The following is a 16,943-nucleotide window of genomic DNA, read 5'->3' as shown; positions in this document are numbered from 1 at the left end:
ATTATTGTCTGTTTTTTTGTTTTTGTTGAATATGTTTAATCCTTTTTGATTGATTGTCTATAAGCTTTTGGAGCTGTAGCGTATAAAGTGTTAATTCTTCAATTTTTTCAAGGAGCTTGGCATTCATTTCTCCTAACTGAATACCACTTTCCTCTACTTCTTTGGCTGATGGGATATTAGGTAAATGTCCATTACTTTTAATATATTCTGCTACTTGTTTAAGTGTGGGTAAGTCATATTCTTTTGTAAATACGTAATCTGGCCAGTCGTTTAAATCAACTCGTATCTCTTTCGCATGAATATTACCGTTAACCGCGAGTTTTTCATCGGGGGTTTCTGTGCCAATACCTACGTTACCCGTATTGTAATAGACATCCTGATTATTTAAAGTCCAATTACCTGAGCCTCCTCCAGAAGACACATTGGTAGTAATAGGTAAGGTATTACTAGCCACACTTTCATTTCCTGCTGTATCTAAAGCAGTCACTGTAAAGTTATAAGCGGTTGCTGCTGTTAATCTTGTTACTTGATAACTTAGAACATTACCTAACGTGGTTTCTAATACCGCATCTTTATAAACTTTATATCCTGTAACGGCTACATTGTCAGTTGCTGCTGTCCAACTTAAATCTACTGTGGTATCGGTTTGTAATGTACTGGATAGTGTTGGCGCTGTTGGGGATTGGGTGTCTCCCGATGTATTATAAGTAACAAAGAGTTTTGGTGATTGCGTAGAGCTTCCGTCATAGCTTCTTGCTGTTCGTCTTCCACCAGAGTTTCCAGAAACTATAATATTGATGGCATCGCTACTAGTATAGCCAGATCTATTCACAACTTCCTGAATAATAGCTGATAGATTTGGGGTTTGCTGAGCGATTTCATTTTCATCAACAGTATTCCAATCTGGTGGAGACCACTGTACAAATGCTGTGGTTTTTGTTCTGCTCGTAATATCCCCATTAGTACTTGACCAAATTTGGGGGGTATTAGATGCTTCTGCATAAATGTTAAGGCTTACGACTCCTGTTGTGACTTCATCTACAGTAAATTGAATATAGGCATTCGAAATATTTGCTCCAGCGGGGATACTAAGGTTTGCAAAGTGTAAACCTATCTCTTGATTGAAAGAAGGCTCGTTAAAAAGCTCTAAATCGCTACTACTAATATCTATACTATTATCGTTAAGATTTTCTTCAGCATCAGCATAACTGGATGCTATTTGAGAGGATACTAGAACACCCCCCGAAACAGTATCAGTATTAACCGATACTGAATTACTAACCACACTTTCATTGCCTGCGGCATCTAAAGCTGTGACCGTGAAATTATAGGCGGTTGCTGCTGTAAGTCCCGTTACTTGATAACTCAACACATTTCCTAAGGTGGTTTCCAACACCGCATCTTTATAAACTTTGTACCCTGTAACCGCTATATTGTCCGTCGCTGTCGTCCAGCTTAAACCTGCCATGGTATCTGTTTGTAATGTACTCGATAATGTTGGTGCAGAAGGAGCTTCCGAATCTGTTATTGGAATTATTGAAATATTATCAATATCTATATAATCCCCTACGGTCATACTATACATAAAAAACTCTACAGAGAACCCTGTACCATCTAAATTTGTTAAAGTAGAAACATATTCTGTGGGAGTAGTATTAAAAGAAGGAGCCGGGTTTGGTGTAAAACTCACATAAGTCCCAAAGCCATCACTGTTTCTTCCTTGAGCTGTTCTACCATCTGCCCCAGTACTTTCTGAAGCTGTCCATCTTAGTTCATGAGGCCCTGTTGTGCTTGCTGGAAAATAAAAAACTAGTCTCCCTGTTCCAGTAGTATTGGCAGTTGCTCTAATTTTAAATGTTCCATCTCCATTACCTTCACTCGTTATGTCAACACCTACTCCTGTACAACTTCCTATAGAATCTGCATCATTATTTAAATTAGCTGCATTGCCTTCTAAAAAAATATTATTACTTGTGCTATTGGTTGTTATAGCCATCGTATTGCTAACCACACTCTCATTCCCTGCAGCATCTAAAGCAGTCACTGTAAAATTATAAGCTGTAGCTGCTGTTAGTCCTGTTACTTGATAGGTTAAAACACTACCTAAAGTGGTTTCCAAAACCGCATCTTTATAAACTTTGTATCCAGTAACGGCTATATTATCTGTCGCTGCTGTCCAACTTAAATCTACCGTGGTATCTGTTTGAGCTACACTAGAAAGTGTTGGTGAGGTGGGAACCTGATTGTCTACCGTCATAACAGAAACCTCATCTACCCAAATTTTATCAATAGTGGTGGCAGTTTGAGTGGTGCCAAATGTTAACTTTATGGAAGAGGCATTTGGTGTTACTACCTCATCAAATATTTGCCAGCCTGTTTGAGATGAAGGTGCCCATGTATTAGTTGGTATTCCTTCTTCAATCCAAACAAATCCATTACCATAACCAGTTCCAGCTTCATTTTCTGTTTTAAATTTTATAATCACCCTAATGTCTACACCACTTTGTACAGCTATATCCAACCCGTGCCTTGCATAGGTTTGATTATTGGTGTTTTCAAGAAAAAAGGAGTAGCTACCTGTATCCGATTCATTGGAAATGCTTACCGTTGGGTTACCATGAGATGAAGATAAAGACCCCAAACTATTTGACTCGTTTACTGTTGATACAGCAGAGTTTTCAGTGTATAGCTCCTGCCCAAACAGCATAACATTGCTAAAAATTAACATCGAAACTAAAAGACCCTGTTTTATAATTGTTTTCATGATTTATAACTTCAATAAGTTTTCTATTTTTTTAAGTCGGCTTTCCTGGGTTTTTAATCTTTCTTCAAGATCAAGAATAACGATATCCTTTTTATCTATTTTTCTTTGTTGTTGTAAAATATAAAGTGTTAACTCTTCTATTTTTTCAAGAAGCTTTGCATTCATATCTCCTAACTGAATACCACTTTCCTCTACTTCTTTGGCTGATGGAATATTAGGTAGATGCCCCTTACGTTTTATGTATTCTTCTACTTGTTTAAGTGTAGGTAAATCATAACTTTTGGTAAACACATAATCTGGCCAGTCATTTAAATCAACCCGTATTTCTTTGGCATGTATATTACCATTAACGGCTAGTTTTTCATCTGGTGTAGTTGTACCGATACCTACATTACCTGTATTGTAGTAGACATCCTGGTTATTCAAAGTCCAATTACCTGAGCCTCCTCCCGAAGCCGGATTAGTCGTAATAGCCAAAGTATTACTAACCACACTTTCATTCCCTGCTGCATCTAAAGCTGTCACTGTAAAGTTATAAGCCGTTGCTGCTGTAAGTCCTGTTACTTGATAAGTTAAAACATTGCCCAAAGTGGTTTCTAATACTGCATCTTTGTAAACTTTATAGTTTGTTACAGCTACGTTATCGGTTGCTGCTGTCCAACTTAAATCTACTGTCGTATCTGTTTGTGCTGTACTGGACAACGTTGACGTAGAAGGAACTTCCGAATCTACTATTGGAATAATTGAAATATTATCAATATCTATATAATCCCCTATGGTCATACCATACATAAAAAACTCTACAGAGAACCCTGTACCATCTAAATTTGTTAAAGTAGAAACATATTCTGTTGGTGTATTGCTAAAAGAGGGCTTGGGTGTGAAAGTTAAAAAAGTTCCAAAACCATCACTGTTTTTCCCTTGCGCTGTTCTTCCATCAGCCCCATTACTTTCTGAAGCCGTCCACCTTAACTCATGAGGTCCTGTTGTACTTGCAGGAAAATAAAAAACAAGTCTTCCTGTTCCTGTTGTATTGGCTGTGGCTCTAATTTTAAATGTTCCATCTCCATTACTTACGCTTGTTATATCAACACCTACTCCTGTACAACTTCCTATAGTATCTGCATCATTATTTAAATTAGCTGCATTGCCTTCTAAAAAAATGTTATTACTTGCACTATCTGTAGTAATAACTACAGTATTACTAACCACACTCTCATTACTAGCTGCATCTAAAGCGGTCACTGTAAAATTATAAGCAGTTGCTGCTGTAAGTCCTGTAACCTGATAGCTTGAAACATTGCCCAAAGTGGTTTCTAACACCGCATCTTTGTATACCTTGTATCCAGTTACCGCTGCATTATCTGTAGCTCCAGCCCAACTTAAATCTACTGTGGTACTTGTTTGTGAGGTACTGGATAAGGTTGAAGCAGTGGGAGCCTGAGTATCACCAGATGTTGTTTCAAAAGCAGTTGCCATGTCCGATAATTTATCAGACATATCACTTCCTATGATAACATATGCTACTTCACCGTCAAATCTTGTATAGTTTGATGTTAAAACAGTTCCATAACCCAAAGCCTTTAGCTCTTCATTTGTATTACTCCCAGAACTATGTGTTAATGTTGTTAAGGCAGAGTCAACGGAGACGATATAAGTGGTGGCATTGTTTCTCGACAATCCAAATAAACCAGTTCCTGGAAAAGTAAATACAGGAGGTAAACTTCCATCTGAATTTATTTCTGGTCTTGAAAATATTGTATTTATAGAAACCTTAGCATTTCCAAATATGTTATGCTTAGTCGTATAGGCTTGTGTAACTTTCACATAAACACCTGCATCATTCTGCAGATAATTAAGCCCTGACGATGTAGGGTTAAAACGCGTATTTATTAAGTTTAAACCATCTCCCTTTACTCCAGTAGCTCCCCATGTTAATGCTCCTCCAAAATCATCCTCTGTTGCTTTTGGACCTGTAGGATTCTTCCAGTTTATAAGTTTGAAATTTTTATCTCCACTTCCTTTAAAGTATAAAATCAAATCAGAACTTGCCCATATACCATTGGCTTTTGTGCTAACAATCACTTGATTTTGTATGGCTTGGTCGGCAGTACTTGGTAAGGCATACCCCTGAGTAGTAGCTTCGTCTAAAATTGCTTGATATGACATATCAAATTGAGCAAAAGAAATACTGCAAATAAGTAAGAAAATGGTTTTTATAATTATTTTCATAATTTATAACTTTAAAGGCATTTCGTTAAAATTGAATTTAATAATCCCATTACCAAATAGTTGATCTTGGTATATTAGTTTTATATGGTCGTTAGGATTTATATGATTAAAGTAGAGCAATACTCGTTTAAAAGGTGCAACTTTAAAATTACGTTCAAAATTCACTCCTGAACATGAAATAGTATCGTTAGAAGATGTTACTATTGAGAAATCTTTTTCGATGGTAAATGCCATATATTTTACAGCATCTTCATATGATTTGTTGGTGTATTTATCTAATAAAAGATCGGTTTGATTGGTGTGTTGAAATTCAATTTCGATGACGCGTTCTCTTTTATTTATATCATATAAGGAGTCTGCTTTTTTATAATCACCGCCGGTACTTTTAAAAAAATAATATTGCAAGGGAACTTCTGTAGCCGTATAATTTATATCATTGACAAACTGATTGACACGCTTAGATTTCCATCCTTGTTGTTGTAAATTGTAGATTTTATATGCTGGTTGGGTATTTGTTTTTTCAGAATTATTACAAGATATAATAACGCCTAGCACGCAGATAAAAAGACAGTAAAACGAAAAATTCTTAAACGACCCCATTAAAAAAACACTTGTTAAAACTTTCATTAAAATTATTGAAAGTGTTAAAATGTCTTGTAGGGATTCTCCGTTACATTATTAAGGAAAAACCTTTTTAATGGCCTTCATATTTTTTATTTGCATATTCTATAATTTGATTGGTAATATCAATGGTCTCTTTGGCAAACATAACATTACCATTACCGTTCGTCCCCAATATAATCTCATAATCATGAGCTTGCCCATATAATTTTATATAAGTATTAAGTCTATGCCATACATTCTGATTTAAATTATAAGTATAATTATCTTGAGCTTCTTGTAACGCTTTACTTTTATAAGCTATTTGTTGCTGTAGGTTTTTAGTAAATGTGTCTACCTTTTCTTCACTTGATAGTGATTTTAGTTTTGAATATAAACTATCAAGTTCTTTTGCTTGTGTATTAATCTTGGCTTCTTCAATAACTTTAACATCTTTAGTCATATTAAAACCGTTAAACAATTTAATGTTATCTACATACACCATATCTTTCTGATTAATGGATTGTAAATAATTAATTAAAGCTACAATGATGGCTATTACTATTAAAATAGTATTTGTTATAGTAAGACGATTAAAATTAGTCATGGATTTTTGTTATTGTTTTTTTTATGTTATTAAATGATACGATTAGAGAGTCGTTATATGCTTTTATTAAGGTTAAATCATCTACCGCTTCATTTTCTCGTTTTCTATAGAGTTTTTTATTTATTTTTAATAAAATAAGTCGTGTTGCTTTCTGATTACCTTTAACAAAACCATGGTAACTTATGTCTGGCCAAACCGCAGTTGTTTTTTTAATGGGTTTAACAGGCGGCTTTTTTGATACTACTTTGGGCTTCGTGGTTATTACTTTTTTTCTAAGGTTTTTAGAAGTTTTAAAAGGTGTTTTGTTTATTATTTCGAGTAAAAAAGTATCTTTCGTCACCATATATTTAGGTTGATAACTTATACTAGACATCTCATTTTTAATATTTTTTTTTGAAGTATTAGGCTTACCAAAGTACTTATATAGCACTGCCCCCCAAATCACAATAAGAAAGACTATTAAAACACTATTTAGATATTTTTTTTTCAAATGACGTTTAATTAGTATTATTATTCAATAACTATAGATCTTACAATACTATAATCACTTTCATTTTTAGCTGCATCTATAGCCTTTATTCGCCAGTAATAAGTATTAGGTGTGACAAATTCGTAGACTGCAGAATTGTTTGTCGTGCTAGCTGAATGGATAATGGTATTAAAATCGGCATTTGTAGAAATTTCTAAAGTATTCGTAATTAGCGATTGAATAGTTCCTGAATCGGCACCATTAGCCCAATTAAAAGTAACAGACGATGGCGATACTTTTGCATCATCCAATGGTTCAGATAATGTTGGTTGATTAGGTATCACGGTATCAATAAAAAGAGATCGTACTGAAAAAAACGTTTCAGATGTTGTATTTATAGCTTTAAGCTTCCATATATATTCGGCATCTTCATCAAGTTTAGTAGGGTCGATATTTAAACTTGTTTTTGTTATATCTGCTTGTTGGAAGACGGTTTGTTCTCCTCCCAACTTTTTTGCCAATACAAATGTATAGGTGTCAGCACTAGCTAAACTGTTCCAGGTAAAAATGATGTTTTTGTTATTGGTATATAAATTTTCTGAAGGTGTTTGAAGCAACACACTTTGATTTGATAAATCTTCTGAAGCGCGCATCTCAAAATTAATAGGAAAAGTATAATCTGTTTCATAAGCAAAATTTTCAGCTTTGATACGCCATTGATAATCTCCCGGATCCAAATTATAAGTGAAATTTGTTATTGTCACTAAAGAGTCTGCTACGTGCCTTTGGTTATTTTTAATAATTTGAACTCTATAACTATCAGCGCCTTCAATAGTTTGCCACAAAAACTGAACGGTATTGCCCTCAATTACTGTGCCTTCGGTCGGTGAAATAACCTGTACAACATCATTTGTAATATCTTCTTCTAAAATATCATCACAAGCAAATGCTATAAATAGTAAGGTTAGTATTAAAATTATACTATACCAATTTGGGTATAAAATGGTATTATTTAGCTTTTTCATAATTCTGTAATATTATTTTTAAATAGAGGGTTTGCTTATTTGTCCTATAGTTTTTTTTTGAGTAAAATTCTGAGCTTACCACACGAGAATCTTTGAAGTTCTTTTCTGTTTCATAAAGTAATTTGATGAGCGCTTCATAGGTGCCTTCAATCTCAATTTGGTTAGAATAAATTAAAAATTCCTTATCAGCAAATACATGAACGTCTTCAATGGATACTATATTTATTATTAAATCTGTTTTAGATATAAAATCAAGAATTTTTTGCTGAACATGTATAGGGTTTAACGAGCGTCCCCCAATCAATTTATCTAAAACCTTGATATCATTTTTTAAAGTATATAAGCTATTAAACGAATGATCGGTATTCGCAAGTTTTTGCTTTACATGGTTGAGCTCCTTTTTAGCAGCTAAGGTATGCTTAAACGTTTTTTTATACGATGCCATAAAAAGCAATACAAAACCAATTATAACTAAGAAAAATTTTCGCTTATATGTTAAATTATCGAACACTTAGATTTCTATTTTTAGGTTAAATGCATTCATTATTTTGCTTTCTTGCGAGTAATCAACAATATCTAATTTCTCAACCCACTTTAGTGTCTTCATTTTTTTTATCCAACGATTAAAAGCATCATCATTTGTGACTTTGCCTGTTATATTAATGATATTAAAATGAAAGTCTATCTTCTTATCATGCTCTATTTTTTTTAGTCTGGGAATGACATGAATTGTTTTCAATGTAATTTCAGGAAGTGTTGAGTTTCCTATATCTGCTACATATTTTGTAATGAAACTTTTGTTACTAATATTAGTGGTTTGAAGTATTTTTTCTTTTAATCCTTTTTCCTCTTTAAGCGCGTTAATCTCCATAGCTGTTTGTTGTGACAAAGCATAAACCGATTCTTTTTCAGCTAAAGTTCTTACATAGGAATTGTGTAGCAAGTGACTTGAAAAAAGTGTAAGTAAAAAAAAGAAAAGTGAAAACACACATGCTGTTTTAAACCATTTTTTAAACTTGAATTCACTAGCGTTATTACTCAAAAAATCAGTATCAAATTCAATACTATCCTTAGGAAACTTATAGCCAAAAAAAGCTCCAATTAGCGGTATTTCATAAGCGTTAAAAACATCTCCGTTGATTGCATATTGGTTTTTAGAGTTACCGGCGTTCCTAAAAGATAATATTGTATTTTCATTTATATCGATGGCATAATTAGCTGATGAAATACTCGAATAGTTTTTTATAACAGGAAGTAAATTGGCCATTACAAAAGGGCCATAAGAAAGATGAACTACAAAAACCCTTAATGCATTTATCTCTTTTATAAAAGTGTCAATAAGTTCTTTTCTCGCAACTGATACGTATACCGTTTCTTCTTGCTTATATTCATAAAAGTAAAAGTCGTCTAGATTCGACTTAAATATTAAACTTTTCCTATACCCTGCTTTGTTTTCAACACTTTTATTTATGATACTATCTCCTTCAATATGTAAAATTACCGGGTAGTTTTTATTTAAATTCGCTTTAAATGCATCATCAATATTTTTAGATGTATACCGATCTTCAATTTTTAACTCATTGTCTTCGAATAGCAATGTTATTAAATAATACACTGATACACCATTATTCTTGGATATGCTTAACGCATAGTATCTCTTAGTATCGTTAAATATGTTTATTAATTTTTTTGGTAACATTTTAATAAGTAACTGTAGGCTTAATAAAAATATGAAGCTTCGATTTTTCTTTTCTTTTCTTTCTTCCACTGAACAACCATTTAATTACCGGAACTCTCGATAGTAAAGGTGTTCCTGTTCCTGAATTTTCATTTTCTAATTCATCTAACCCTCCTAAAAGAATCATCTCATTATTTTTCACACTAATCATCGATTCAAATTTTTGAGTAGACTTACCTGGAGGAGCGTTCTCTCCTGCCCTTCCTAAAAATGAGCTTTTCTCAACAGAAATAGTAAGCGTCACATTTTCATCTTTAGAGACAAAAGGTTTAATATTTATACTCAAATTTGCTTCGGTCGATTTCCACGTACCAGATTGAAGAATATTATTATTTACACCAGAATTTATTAATCTGTTATTCTGCTCAAAATAATAATTAGTTTCGCCTATTGAAGATGTGGCTTCATGCCCATTAAGTGTTACTAGTTTGGGTGTTGACGATAATTTAATAAGTGAGTTGTTTTCTAAGGCTTTTAAGTTTAGATAAAATTTCTCGGAAACCTTACCAAGGTTTACAATCCCTAAACCATTAAATGCATCAATTAATCCGTTTACTGATGTGGCATTAAGGCTTACATCACTTGTAGGGAACAAAACCCCCGATGTAGCTCCTGGTTCATTATTAATCCCAGCCTGCATGCCTGTTTGTATTTCATAGGACTTCTGATACTGTGCAATAATAACCTCTATTTGAATAACAGGAACGACCCGATCTATTTCATATATATAATCTTTAAATCCTTGGATATGATTTTTTGATCCAGAAACCACAAAGCCATTAAGCTCGACAAATTCTTTAATTTCGAGTGTTTCTGTTACAGCAGCTGGCAGTGTACTCAAAACTGTTTCTATAGTTCTGTTTTCTAACTGCACTAATTCTGTCATTCTAATACCTTCAGTAGCATGCTCGCCTATTAAGTATAAGTTATCCGCTTTTTTATAAGTATAATTTTCGCCTTTAAAAAGATGGTTTAATAGATTGTCGAACGTAATACCATTGGCCACCAAGGTTGTTATCACGCCTTGTGGCGTATTATACATAAAGAAATTAATATTTAATTTTTCAGCTGCTTCATTAATTATATCTGCGGCATCGGCTTCATAAGCTTTAATATCTAAAAAGCCTTGAGCATTTGTTTTTATTTCAAAAGCACCTGCGCTTGCTTGATTTGTGGATCTGTTTTTTGTTGATTGACTTCTTCTGCTAGAACGTGATGCAGTCGTTTTTTTAGGAACTTGTGGAGGAGCGACTACGCCCTTTTCAAGGTAATAATTATCGTTTTCGTCTTTGGTTAAAACTAAACTATTTGATTTTGCCATCATTTCCAACACCTCATCAATAGGCCTGTTTAAAATATATGCAGATACTTTTTGGTCTTTAATATCCGGAGCTAATACCACATTTTTTTTTGAAGCATCCGTAATCGCTTGTGCTACTCTTGGTAATGAATCGTTTTTTAATTTAACAGATAAAAATTTGTTTTGTTCATTATAAGAAACATCTATATTTTTTAATGGTTTCGGTTTTTTAATAACAACCACTTCAGGCTTTTTATTAAAGATCAAAATATTGTTTGACACATCAACTTCCAGTTGGTGTTTTTTAATTAAAAATAAGAAGACATCTTTTATATTTACATCATAAAAATTGCTTGTAACAAGTTGATTTAAATTTGAATCGACGCTAACATTTAATTGATGTTCTTCTGCTAAAGCATTGATAAAATCGTACAATGTTAAACCACTTAAATCAATTCTAACATTATCTTGCAACCCTTTTTTCGTTTTTGATAGTTCGTTTAATTTTTCAGTAAATACTTTAATATTCGTTTGTGAAAAACTTATATTAAAAATAATACATGATATAAGCGTCATTATAATTCTGTACGACATAGTTTAATTGATAAGTATTGGGTAAATTTCATCTAACGATGTAAGTCCTTTTGAAAATAGATCAAAAGCTTTGTCAGATAGTTTTTTGTTTTTCATGGCATCAGACTGTTCCAATGTATTCTTCTTTATGGCATCAATCACATCACGGGTAATGGGTAGTATTTCATAAATAGCTCTTCTACCTTTATAACCAGTATGGTAGCAATCATCGCATCCCACAGCTACATAGTGTTTCTTTAATTTATTTTTTGGAATAAAGGACCATGGTAAATCGTCTTCATTAAATTCCTGTTCTTTCTTACATGTTTTACATAGGGTTCTTATTAATCTTTGTGCTACAGATATATTGATAGTTTCGGCAATTAAAAAAGATGGCACTCCCATATCTACCAATCTGGAAATGGTACCTATTGCAGAATTAGTATGAATTGTTGATAGTACTAAATGTCCTGTTAAAGATGCCCTAATAGCCATTTGAGCAGTCTGTGCATCTCTAATCTCTCCTAACATAATGATATCTGGATCTTGCCTTAAGAAAGATCGTAATGCAGATGTAAAAGTGAGTCCTATATTTTCTTTTAGTTGTACTTGATTTATACCCTTTAATGTATATTCTATAGGGTCTTCAACAGTAACAATATTCGTATTTATGTTATTGAGGTGTTTTAAAGTCCCATATAAAGTGGTGGTTTTTCCAGATCCGGTAGGACCACTAATTAAAATAATACCATTAGTCTTTTTTACAGCTTCCAGATAAAACGGCAAATCATCTGCTTCAAACCCTAGTTGATAAATATCCAAATGAGAAGCATCCCTTCCTAATATACGCATGACCACTTTTTCACCATGATGTGTGGGCAAAATAGAAACCCTTATATCGAAATCATCATATTCAATTCTACCATCTTGAGGCAATCTTTTTTCTGTAATATCTAAATTCGATTTAATTTTAATTTGGTTAATCAACTCTAAATAACTCTCTTTTTTTATGTTATTTTTCTCAATTAATTGACCATCTATTCGCAATCTAACCCGTACATCTTCTTCATATATTTCTATATGAATATCACTGGCATTTATATGCTTTGCTTCAAAAATTAGATCTTCCAAAAAATCATTGCCATAAGAAACCAATTTAGGCTGAGAGTCATTCTTTCTATAATAAATGGAAAGCGCTTTTTTTATTATGGAAGTCTCTACAGTTTCTAAGCATATTTTCTTATCAAAAAGCAGTTTAAGTTCTTCTTTAATGCTATAGAGTTCTAATTCTTGATTTTGATCAATGTAGAATACATATTCAGTTTCTGTAACCCTTTTCGGAATGATTAGAAAGTGATTTGCCATCTCAGAACTAATAGCTTGCTGCAAGCTAACCGATACGTTTATATGATTAATTTTTGCTGCCTCCATTAGATAGATAGATTCATATTAAATACATGCTGTACGACTATATTAATGACAAGGTACAATGCTAAATAACCTGCAAGTGGAACGGTTTCTATCTCTTTAAACAATAAGATTATGACATATAGTAACAATGAAAACAGTAAGCCTACTATAAAAAATAGAATAAATGTTTCAAGTTTGAAAAGCGGCGTTATGGCTATGAAAAAAGCGATATCCCCTAAGCCAATAAAACGATCTATGGGGTTAACAAATGCTTTTGTTTTTAATGAAAAATAAAGGATGAGACCTAATATATTAATGAGTAAAAAAACAAGATTATATATAATATCTATTAATTTTAAATTAGGAGACGTATAATTAATCAGTATTGAGAAACTGAAAATTAGTATAGGTAAAATAATATGTATGGTTCGCTTTTTTGTATCAAAATATAGTACAAAAAGCAACACGATTATTAACAAAATGTATCCTAAGTTATGTGCCATATTAATCTTTTACAATTTCTCTTAATTTACGGTCTTGGTCTATTTCCCAGGTATTGAAGACTCCATCGCCATCAAAATCCTGCAATGCTGTAGCTGTGGCTTTAAAACTATTTAACGAAGCTTCTGTAACTGCAATTTTATATACTGCTTGTCCGCCTTTATCTATAGTTAAAGTTTCTTCAAACCCCAATTCATTAAAATCTGCAGTGTATTTAGAATGGCGATAAAAATGGCTTTTTTCTAAACCATGAATCATACTTAACATATTCTGTGCTTCAATAGATTTAGCACTTGTAACTACAGATGTTTGGTTGGGCACGACCAAATAAATTAAGATCCCAATAATACAGAGTACAATTAAGATCTCCGACATAGAGTATGCCTTTAAATGGCCCTTTTTTTTCTTTAATTTTAATACTAACTTTTTCATTTTTTAAACTTTAAATTATTTGATGTCTAATTTTGAATGACCTTACTTAAATTAAAAATTGGTGAGTACATCGCAATCATTATAAAACCTACAATCCCCCCAATAATGACAATCATTATTGGTTCTAAAATGGTTCCTATCATTTTAGTAGAATGATCTACATCATCGTTGTATTGGTTTGCCAATCCATCATACATAGTATCTAACTCATTAATTTGCTCACCAATGGCCGTTAACGATATTATTTTTGAAGTAAAAAAGGTGTATTTCTTTAAACTACTAGCTAGGGTTTCTCCTTTTAGAATGTCTTTTTTAGTTTGTGACAACGCGTTTTTGAGCGGGTAAAATGTAATCATCTTTTCTACTAATTCTAAAGATGTGATTAATGGGGTTTTTGCGGATAGTAATAACCCAAAAGATTGGCAAAATCGTGCTAAGTATATTTTTCTAATAAGGCCTCCAAAGTAAGGTGTTTTTAGCAGTATATTTGATGTGATTCTTTTATAAACCTCATGTTGTTTTAATAACTTATGTGCTACAACCGTTAACAAAACAAACCCCGTTATCACTGAAATTATAACATTAAAATTGTTTGAAACATTTACAACAAATTGTGTGATTTCGGGTAATTCCTTTCCGAATTGCTGAAAAACAGATGCAAACATAGGCACTACAAAGTTTAGCATAAAATAGAGTACCCCAAATGTTATAAGTAACACAAACACCGGGTATGCCAAAACAGAAACAATTTGTCTTTTCATTTTAATTTTTCGTGAAAAGAATTTTTGGAGTTGATCAAAAATCGCTGGTAATCGCCTTGTATCTTCGCCTATTTTAATACTATAATATTCGTAAGGCGAAAAGTATTTATAATTTTGTATGGCTTGGTGAAGTGATTTTCCTTTAACAACATCATCATTAATAGTTTTATAAATAGATCTTACAAATTTAGATTTTTGTTGACTGGTTAATATTTCTAATGCTTGATTAAAATCTACTCCAGATTTTATAAGAGTCGAAAATTCTCTATAAAAATCTTCTTTTTGTTTATCAGAAAACCGTTTAAAAATAGACGTAGAAAAATTAATCTCTGTATTTAGAGCATTTTTCTTCTTTGCTTTTGGATTATATGTACTTATTTCAATTTTCAACTGCTAGTATTTGTTCTTTTTAACGGTTATGGTTGTGTCATTAAAATAGACGCTATTTATAGTATTGGCGGTATTCTTTTTTAAATAATAATTTGTATTGATAGAATCACCCAAAACTTCAATGGAAACCTGAAGTATTTTATCCAAAGGTTTAGAAATACCGTTTTGTAAAAACTTATGGCTTAAAACTCGGAGTTTAAAAGTGTCTGTTTTTATATCATGGTGTCTTAAAATAAAATGCTTTGAGACTTGATAATTTATACTTGATCCATCGTAATACTCTAATAACAATTGGTTGTTATCTTGAGTAAAATTATTAGCGTTATAAATATCATTTTTAATGGTTGTATTAAATAAGTTGTATTGTAAAATGCCTGTATTCTCATTTTGAAAAAGTGTCATTTGTTTTTCTATTAAATTAAACACAGTATAGCTTAGCGTTATAATAATTCCCATAAGAATTAAACTTATTAAGGCCTCTAATACTGTAAAACTCTTCAAACACATGCTATTCATTGTATGGGATTAGCTTGTTAATTTGATACTCATTATGTCCTGTTTTTATAAAAAATGATAGCAAAACCACTTGATCTTCTTTATTAATTGTCACTTTTTTAGTAACAGTATATCCTCTATATTTAAAAACATCATCTTCGTAATCTTGCTGTTCTATACTTTCATGTGTTAAAAACTCAACAGTATGTTTAGCCTTATAATAATAAACCGATTTGTTTAGATTAATAACATTTAGGTAAGCCATAAAAACCACTAAAACACAAATAGAAATAATGGCGATTGCTATGACAGATTCTACCAATGATGAGGCTTTCAGCTTTTTAAAATTCTTTAATAACCGCATGTTTTTTTTTATCGAATGAGTTATTAAATAATGGAAGCTCCACAAAATTCTCGAGAAGTTTCTCTTTGTCTATACATCCATTTAAGATGATATTTTCATAGTTTGAAGCCTCTGTTTTTAGAAAAAACCTATCTGTGTAAATGCTTCCAACGATTGTGCCTTTTAATTGTGTACTTCCATAGCAATACACATTCCCTATAACAGTAGCATCTTCATTTATATATAATTTACGTTCTAAAGAATTATTATAAGTATCTCCATCTATTACAATTCCTCCAACTAATGTGCTGTTTTTTTTTATTTCTATGGAAACTATATCTGTATCATTTTTAATATAAATACTAGATGGATACAATAAGGATACGTTTTCCTCAACAACAACCGTCTGATTCGCTATAATTTGAACATTACCTTTAAACCCCGACGCAATTTTAACAACAGGGGCTATAATAACCACATCGTTTAGTGTTACAGAGCTATCTATTTCTAAATCGTTAATGGAATACAAAATAAAATTACCCTTACAGCTAATATCCTTTAGGGAAGCTATACCATTAACATCTATAACTTTGGTTACATTATCAAACCCATTAACTAGCACCTTTTCTTCATTAATGGCATTAAATGATAAACGGGGTAAACCAGAAACATCCAGATTAATAATTTTATCAATTTTCGGGAGTCTATCTTTAGAATTTAATTGCCTACCTTTTAAGGTTAATGCATTACCTTTTTGTCCATTAACATAGGCTTGCTCAGAGCGCCCATTAGGGATTTTGATATCTCCTAAAATTTTAGTTTTACCAGATAATTTTAAAGGCTTATCATAATCTGTAACATACAAAGCCAAATCGTCTTCAACTTTTTTAATGCTACCCACCAAAGCCATTTTGCTAATAGTATCATTTTTAAATACTGTTTTACAAATTAAAATATTGTAAAAACCCCAGTTCTTTTTTTCAATAAAAGATGGGATATCATCATCAAAAACAGTAATTTCCTTAGTATCGTTATATGAAACCAATTTGCTATTATTCAAAAAATAATTGAATGCCGACTCATTTCTACTAATTAAATCTTCTTGTAAATAAAGCCTATCATTCAATATGTTTTGGTAATGAGATATTAAAATAAAACAACCACTAAAAACAGAAATAATAACACAAACAAAAATGGCATTCATTAAAGAAGATCCCTTTAACATGTACTTAAGTTTGAAATTATTTTTGAAATTATTTTTCAATTATCGAATAATTATATTTTCATTTTTTTCTTTAATCAT

At 31.9% G+C, this 16,943-nt stretch carries 16 protein-coding genes; 1 reads left to right on the top strand and 15 read right to left on the bottom strand.

The genetic code is table 11. The annotated features are described in order from the left end of the window. Nucleotide 1: 1 nt before the first annotated feature. The 10 genes from Q4Q47_RS21255 to Q4Q47_RS21210 all read right to left on the bottom strand — a co-directional run bounded on the left by Q4Q47_RS21255 (nucleotide 2) and on the right by Q4Q47_RS21210 (nucleotide 12,739). Nucleotides 2–2,764 carry a fibronectin type III domain-containing protein gene (locus Q4Q47_RS21255; protein WP_303308743.1) on the bottom strand — a complete coding sequence of 921 codons (2,763 nt, stop codon included), beginning with the start codon at nucleotides 2,762–2,764 and terminating at the stop codon, nucleotides 2–4. 3 nt (nucleotides 2,765–2,767) lie between these two features. Further along, nucleotides 2,768–4,996, bottom strand: coding sequence for a fibronectin type III domain-containing protein (locus Q4Q47_RS21250; protein WP_303308742.1), 2,229 nt, complete (start codon nucleotides 4,994–4,996; stop codon nucleotides 2,768–2,770). Between the two features lie 3 nt (nucleotides 4,997–4,999). Continuing rightward, a complete protein-coding gene (locus Q4Q47_RS21245) occupies nucleotides 5,000–5,623 on the bottom strand; it encodes a hypothetical protein (protein WP_303308741.1) in 624 nt (207 codons plus the stop codon). Between the two features lie 67 nt (nucleotides 5,624–5,690). Further along, nucleotides 5,691–6,203: an OmpH family outer membrane protein gene (locus tag Q4Q47_RS21240; protein WP_303308740.1), complete on the bottom strand. Its 513-nt coding sequence runs from the start codon at nucleotides 6,201–6,203 to the stop codon at nucleotides 5,691–5,693. Next, the gene (locus Q4Q47_RS21235) at nucleotides 6,196–6,693 is read right to left on the bottom strand and encodes a hypothetical protein (RefSeq protein WP_303308739.1); all 498 of its coding nucleotides are present in this window, start codon (nucleotides 6,691–6,693) and stop codon (nucleotides 6,196–6,198) included. The genes Q4Q47_RS21240 and Q4Q47_RS21235 overlap by 8 nt, the downstream gene beginning before the upstream one ends. Nucleotides 6,694–6,713: 20 nt before the next feature. After that, entirely contained in the window at nucleotides 6,714–7,697 is a 984-nt protein-coding gene (locus Q4Q47_RS21230; RefSeq protein WP_303308738.1) for a fibronectin type III domain-containing protein, read from the bottom strand. Next, on the bottom strand, nucleotides 7,681–8,142 hold the full coding sequence (locus Q4Q47_RS21225; protein ID WP_303308737.1) for a hypothetical protein: 462 nt from the start codon (nucleotides 8,140–8,142) through the stop codon (nucleotides 7,681–7,683). Before Q4Q47_RS21225 ends, Q4Q47_RS21230 begins: the two co-directional genes overlap by 17 nt. A gap of 66 nt (nucleotides 8,143–8,208) precedes the next feature. After that, on the bottom strand, nucleotides 8,209–9,396 hold the full coding sequence (locus Q4Q47_RS21220; RefSeq protein ID WP_303308736.1) for a hypothetical protein: 1,188 nt from the start codon (nucleotides 9,394–9,396) through the stop codon (nucleotides 8,209–8,211). A 1-nt stretch (nucleotide 9,397) separates the two neighbouring features. Next, nucleotides 9,398–11,329 carry a type II secretion system protein GspD gene (locus Q4Q47_RS21215; RefSeq protein WP_303308735.1) on the bottom strand — a complete coding sequence of 644 codons (1,932 nt, stop codon included), beginning with the start codon at nucleotides 11,327–11,329 and terminating at the stop codon, nucleotides 9,398–9,400. Between the two features lie 3 nt (nucleotides 11,330–11,332). Beyond that, nucleotides 11,333–12,739 (bottom strand): GspE/PulE family protein, encoded by a 1,407-nt coding sequence (locus Q4Q47_RS21210; RefSeq protein WP_303308734.1) that lies wholly within the window; start codon nucleotides 12,737–12,739, stop codon nucleotides 11,333–11,335. Nucleotides 12,740–12,850: 111 nt separating this feature from the next. Between Q4Q47_RS21210 and Q4Q47_RS21205 the strand changes: the two genes are divergently transcribed. Next, the gene (locus Q4Q47_RS21205; RefSeq protein WP_303308733.1) at nucleotides 12,851–13,012 is read left to right on the top strand and encodes a hypothetical protein; all 162 of its coding nucleotides are present in this window, start codon (nucleotides 12,851–12,853) and stop codon (nucleotides 13,010–13,012) included. A 210-nt stretch (nucleotides 13,013–13,222) separates the two neighbouring features. Here Q4Q47_RS21205 and Q4Q47_RS21200 read toward each other — a convergent pair whose 3' ends face one another. From Q4Q47_RS21200 to Q4Q47_RS21180, 5 genes are read right to left on the bottom strand one after another with little or no spacing between them, the layout of a single operon-like run. Next, a complete protein-coding gene (locus Q4Q47_RS21200; RefSeq protein ID WP_303308732.1) occupies nucleotides 13,223–13,651 on the bottom strand; it encodes a type IV pilin protein in 429 nt (142 codons plus the stop codon). A 26-nt stretch (nucleotides 13,652–13,677) separates the two neighbouring features. Continuing rightward, nucleotides 13,678–14,802, bottom strand: a complete 1,125-nt coding sequence (locus Q4Q47_RS21195) for a type II secretion system F family protein (protein ID WP_303308731.1) — start codon at nucleotides 14,800–14,802, stop codon at nucleotides 13,678–13,680. Nucleotides 14,803–14,805: 3 nt separating this feature from the next. Then, nucleotides 14,806–15,258 (bottom strand): hypothetical protein, encoded by a 453-nt coding sequence (locus Q4Q47_RS21190; protein ID WP_303308730.1) that lies wholly within the window; start codon nucleotides 15,256–15,258, stop codon nucleotides 14,806–14,808. 52 nt (nucleotides 15,259–15,310) lie between these two features. Next, a complete protein-coding gene (locus Q4Q47_RS21185; protein WP_303308729.1) occupies nucleotides 15,311–15,661 on the bottom strand; it encodes a hypothetical protein in 351 nt (116 codons plus the stop codon). Then, a complete protein-coding gene (locus Q4Q47_RS21180; protein WP_303308728.1) occupies nucleotides 15,639–16,865 on the bottom strand; it encodes a hypothetical protein in 1,227 nt (408 codons plus the stop codon). The genes Q4Q47_RS21185 and Q4Q47_RS21180 overlap by 23 nt, the downstream gene beginning before the upstream one ends. Nucleotides 16,866–16,943: the final 78 nt, after the last annotated feature.

This window comes from Flavivirga spongiicola (genome assembly GCF_030540825.1).
GTDB classification, from domain to species: Bacteria; Bacteroidota; Bacteroidia; order Flavobacteriales; family Flavobacteriaceae; genus Flavivirga; species Flavivirga spongiicola.
Note: the sequence above shows the minus strand (reverse complement) of the source record. Positions and strands in the feature narration are given on the sequence as shown.

Bases quoted from the DNA above. Each gene is read 5' to 3' on its own strand.
- Q4Q47_RS21255 (WP_303308743.1), bottom strand. From the start codon at position 2,764: ATGAAAACAATTATAAAACAGGGTCTTTTAGTTTCGATGTTAATTTTT.
- Q4Q47_RS21250 (WP_303308742.1), bottom strand. From the start codon at position 4,996: ATGAAAATAATTATAAAAACCATTTTCTTACTTATTTGCAGTATTTCT.
- Q4Q47_RS21245 (WP_303308741.1), bottom strand. From the start codon at position 5,623: ATGAAAGTTTTAACAAGTGTTTTTTTAATGGGGTCGTTTAAGAATTTT.
- Q4Q47_RS21240 (WP_303308740.1), bottom strand. From the start codon at position 6,203: ATGACTAATTTTAATCGTCTTACTATAACAAATACTATTTTAATAGTA.
- Q4Q47_RS21230 (WP_303308738.1), bottom strand. From the start codon at position 7,697: ATGAAAAAGCTAAATAATACCATTTTATACCCAAATTGGTATAGTATA.
- Q4Q47_RS21225 (WP_303308737.1), bottom strand. From the start codon at position 8,142: ATGGCATCGTATAAAAAAACGTTTAAGCATACCTTAGCTGCTAAAAAG.
- Q4Q47_RS21220 (WP_303308736.1), bottom strand. From the start codon at position 9,396: ATGTTACCAAAAAAATTAATAAACATATTTAACGATACTAAGAGATAC.
- Q4Q47_RS21215 (WP_303308735.1), bottom strand. From the start codon at position 11,329: ATGTCGTACAGAATTATAATGACGCTTATATCATGTATTATTTTTAAT.
- Q4Q47_RS21210 (WP_303308734.1), bottom strand. From the start codon at position 12,739: ATGGAGGCAGCAAAAATTAATCATATAAACGTATCGGTTAGCTTGCAG.
- Q4Q47_RS21205 (WP_303308733.1), top strand. From the start codon at position 12,851: ATGACATATAGTAACAATGAAAACAGTAAGCCTACTATAAAAAATAGA.
- Q4Q47_RS21200 (WP_303308732.1), bottom strand. From the start codon at position 13,651: ATGAAAAAGTTAGTATTAAAATTAAAGAAAAAAAAGGGCCATTTAAAG.
- Q4Q47_RS21190 (WP_303308730.1), bottom strand. From the start codon at position 15,258: ATGGGAATTATTATAACGCTAAGCTATACTGTGTTTAATTTAATAGAA.
- Q4Q47_RS21185 (WP_303308729.1), bottom strand. From the start codon at position 15,661: ATGCGGTTATTAAAGAATTTTAAAAAGCTGAAAGCCTCATCATTGGTA.
- Q4Q47_RS21180 (WP_303308728.1), bottom strand. From the start codon at position 16,865: ATGTTAAAGGGATCTTCTTTAATGAATGCCATTTTTGTTTGTGTTATT.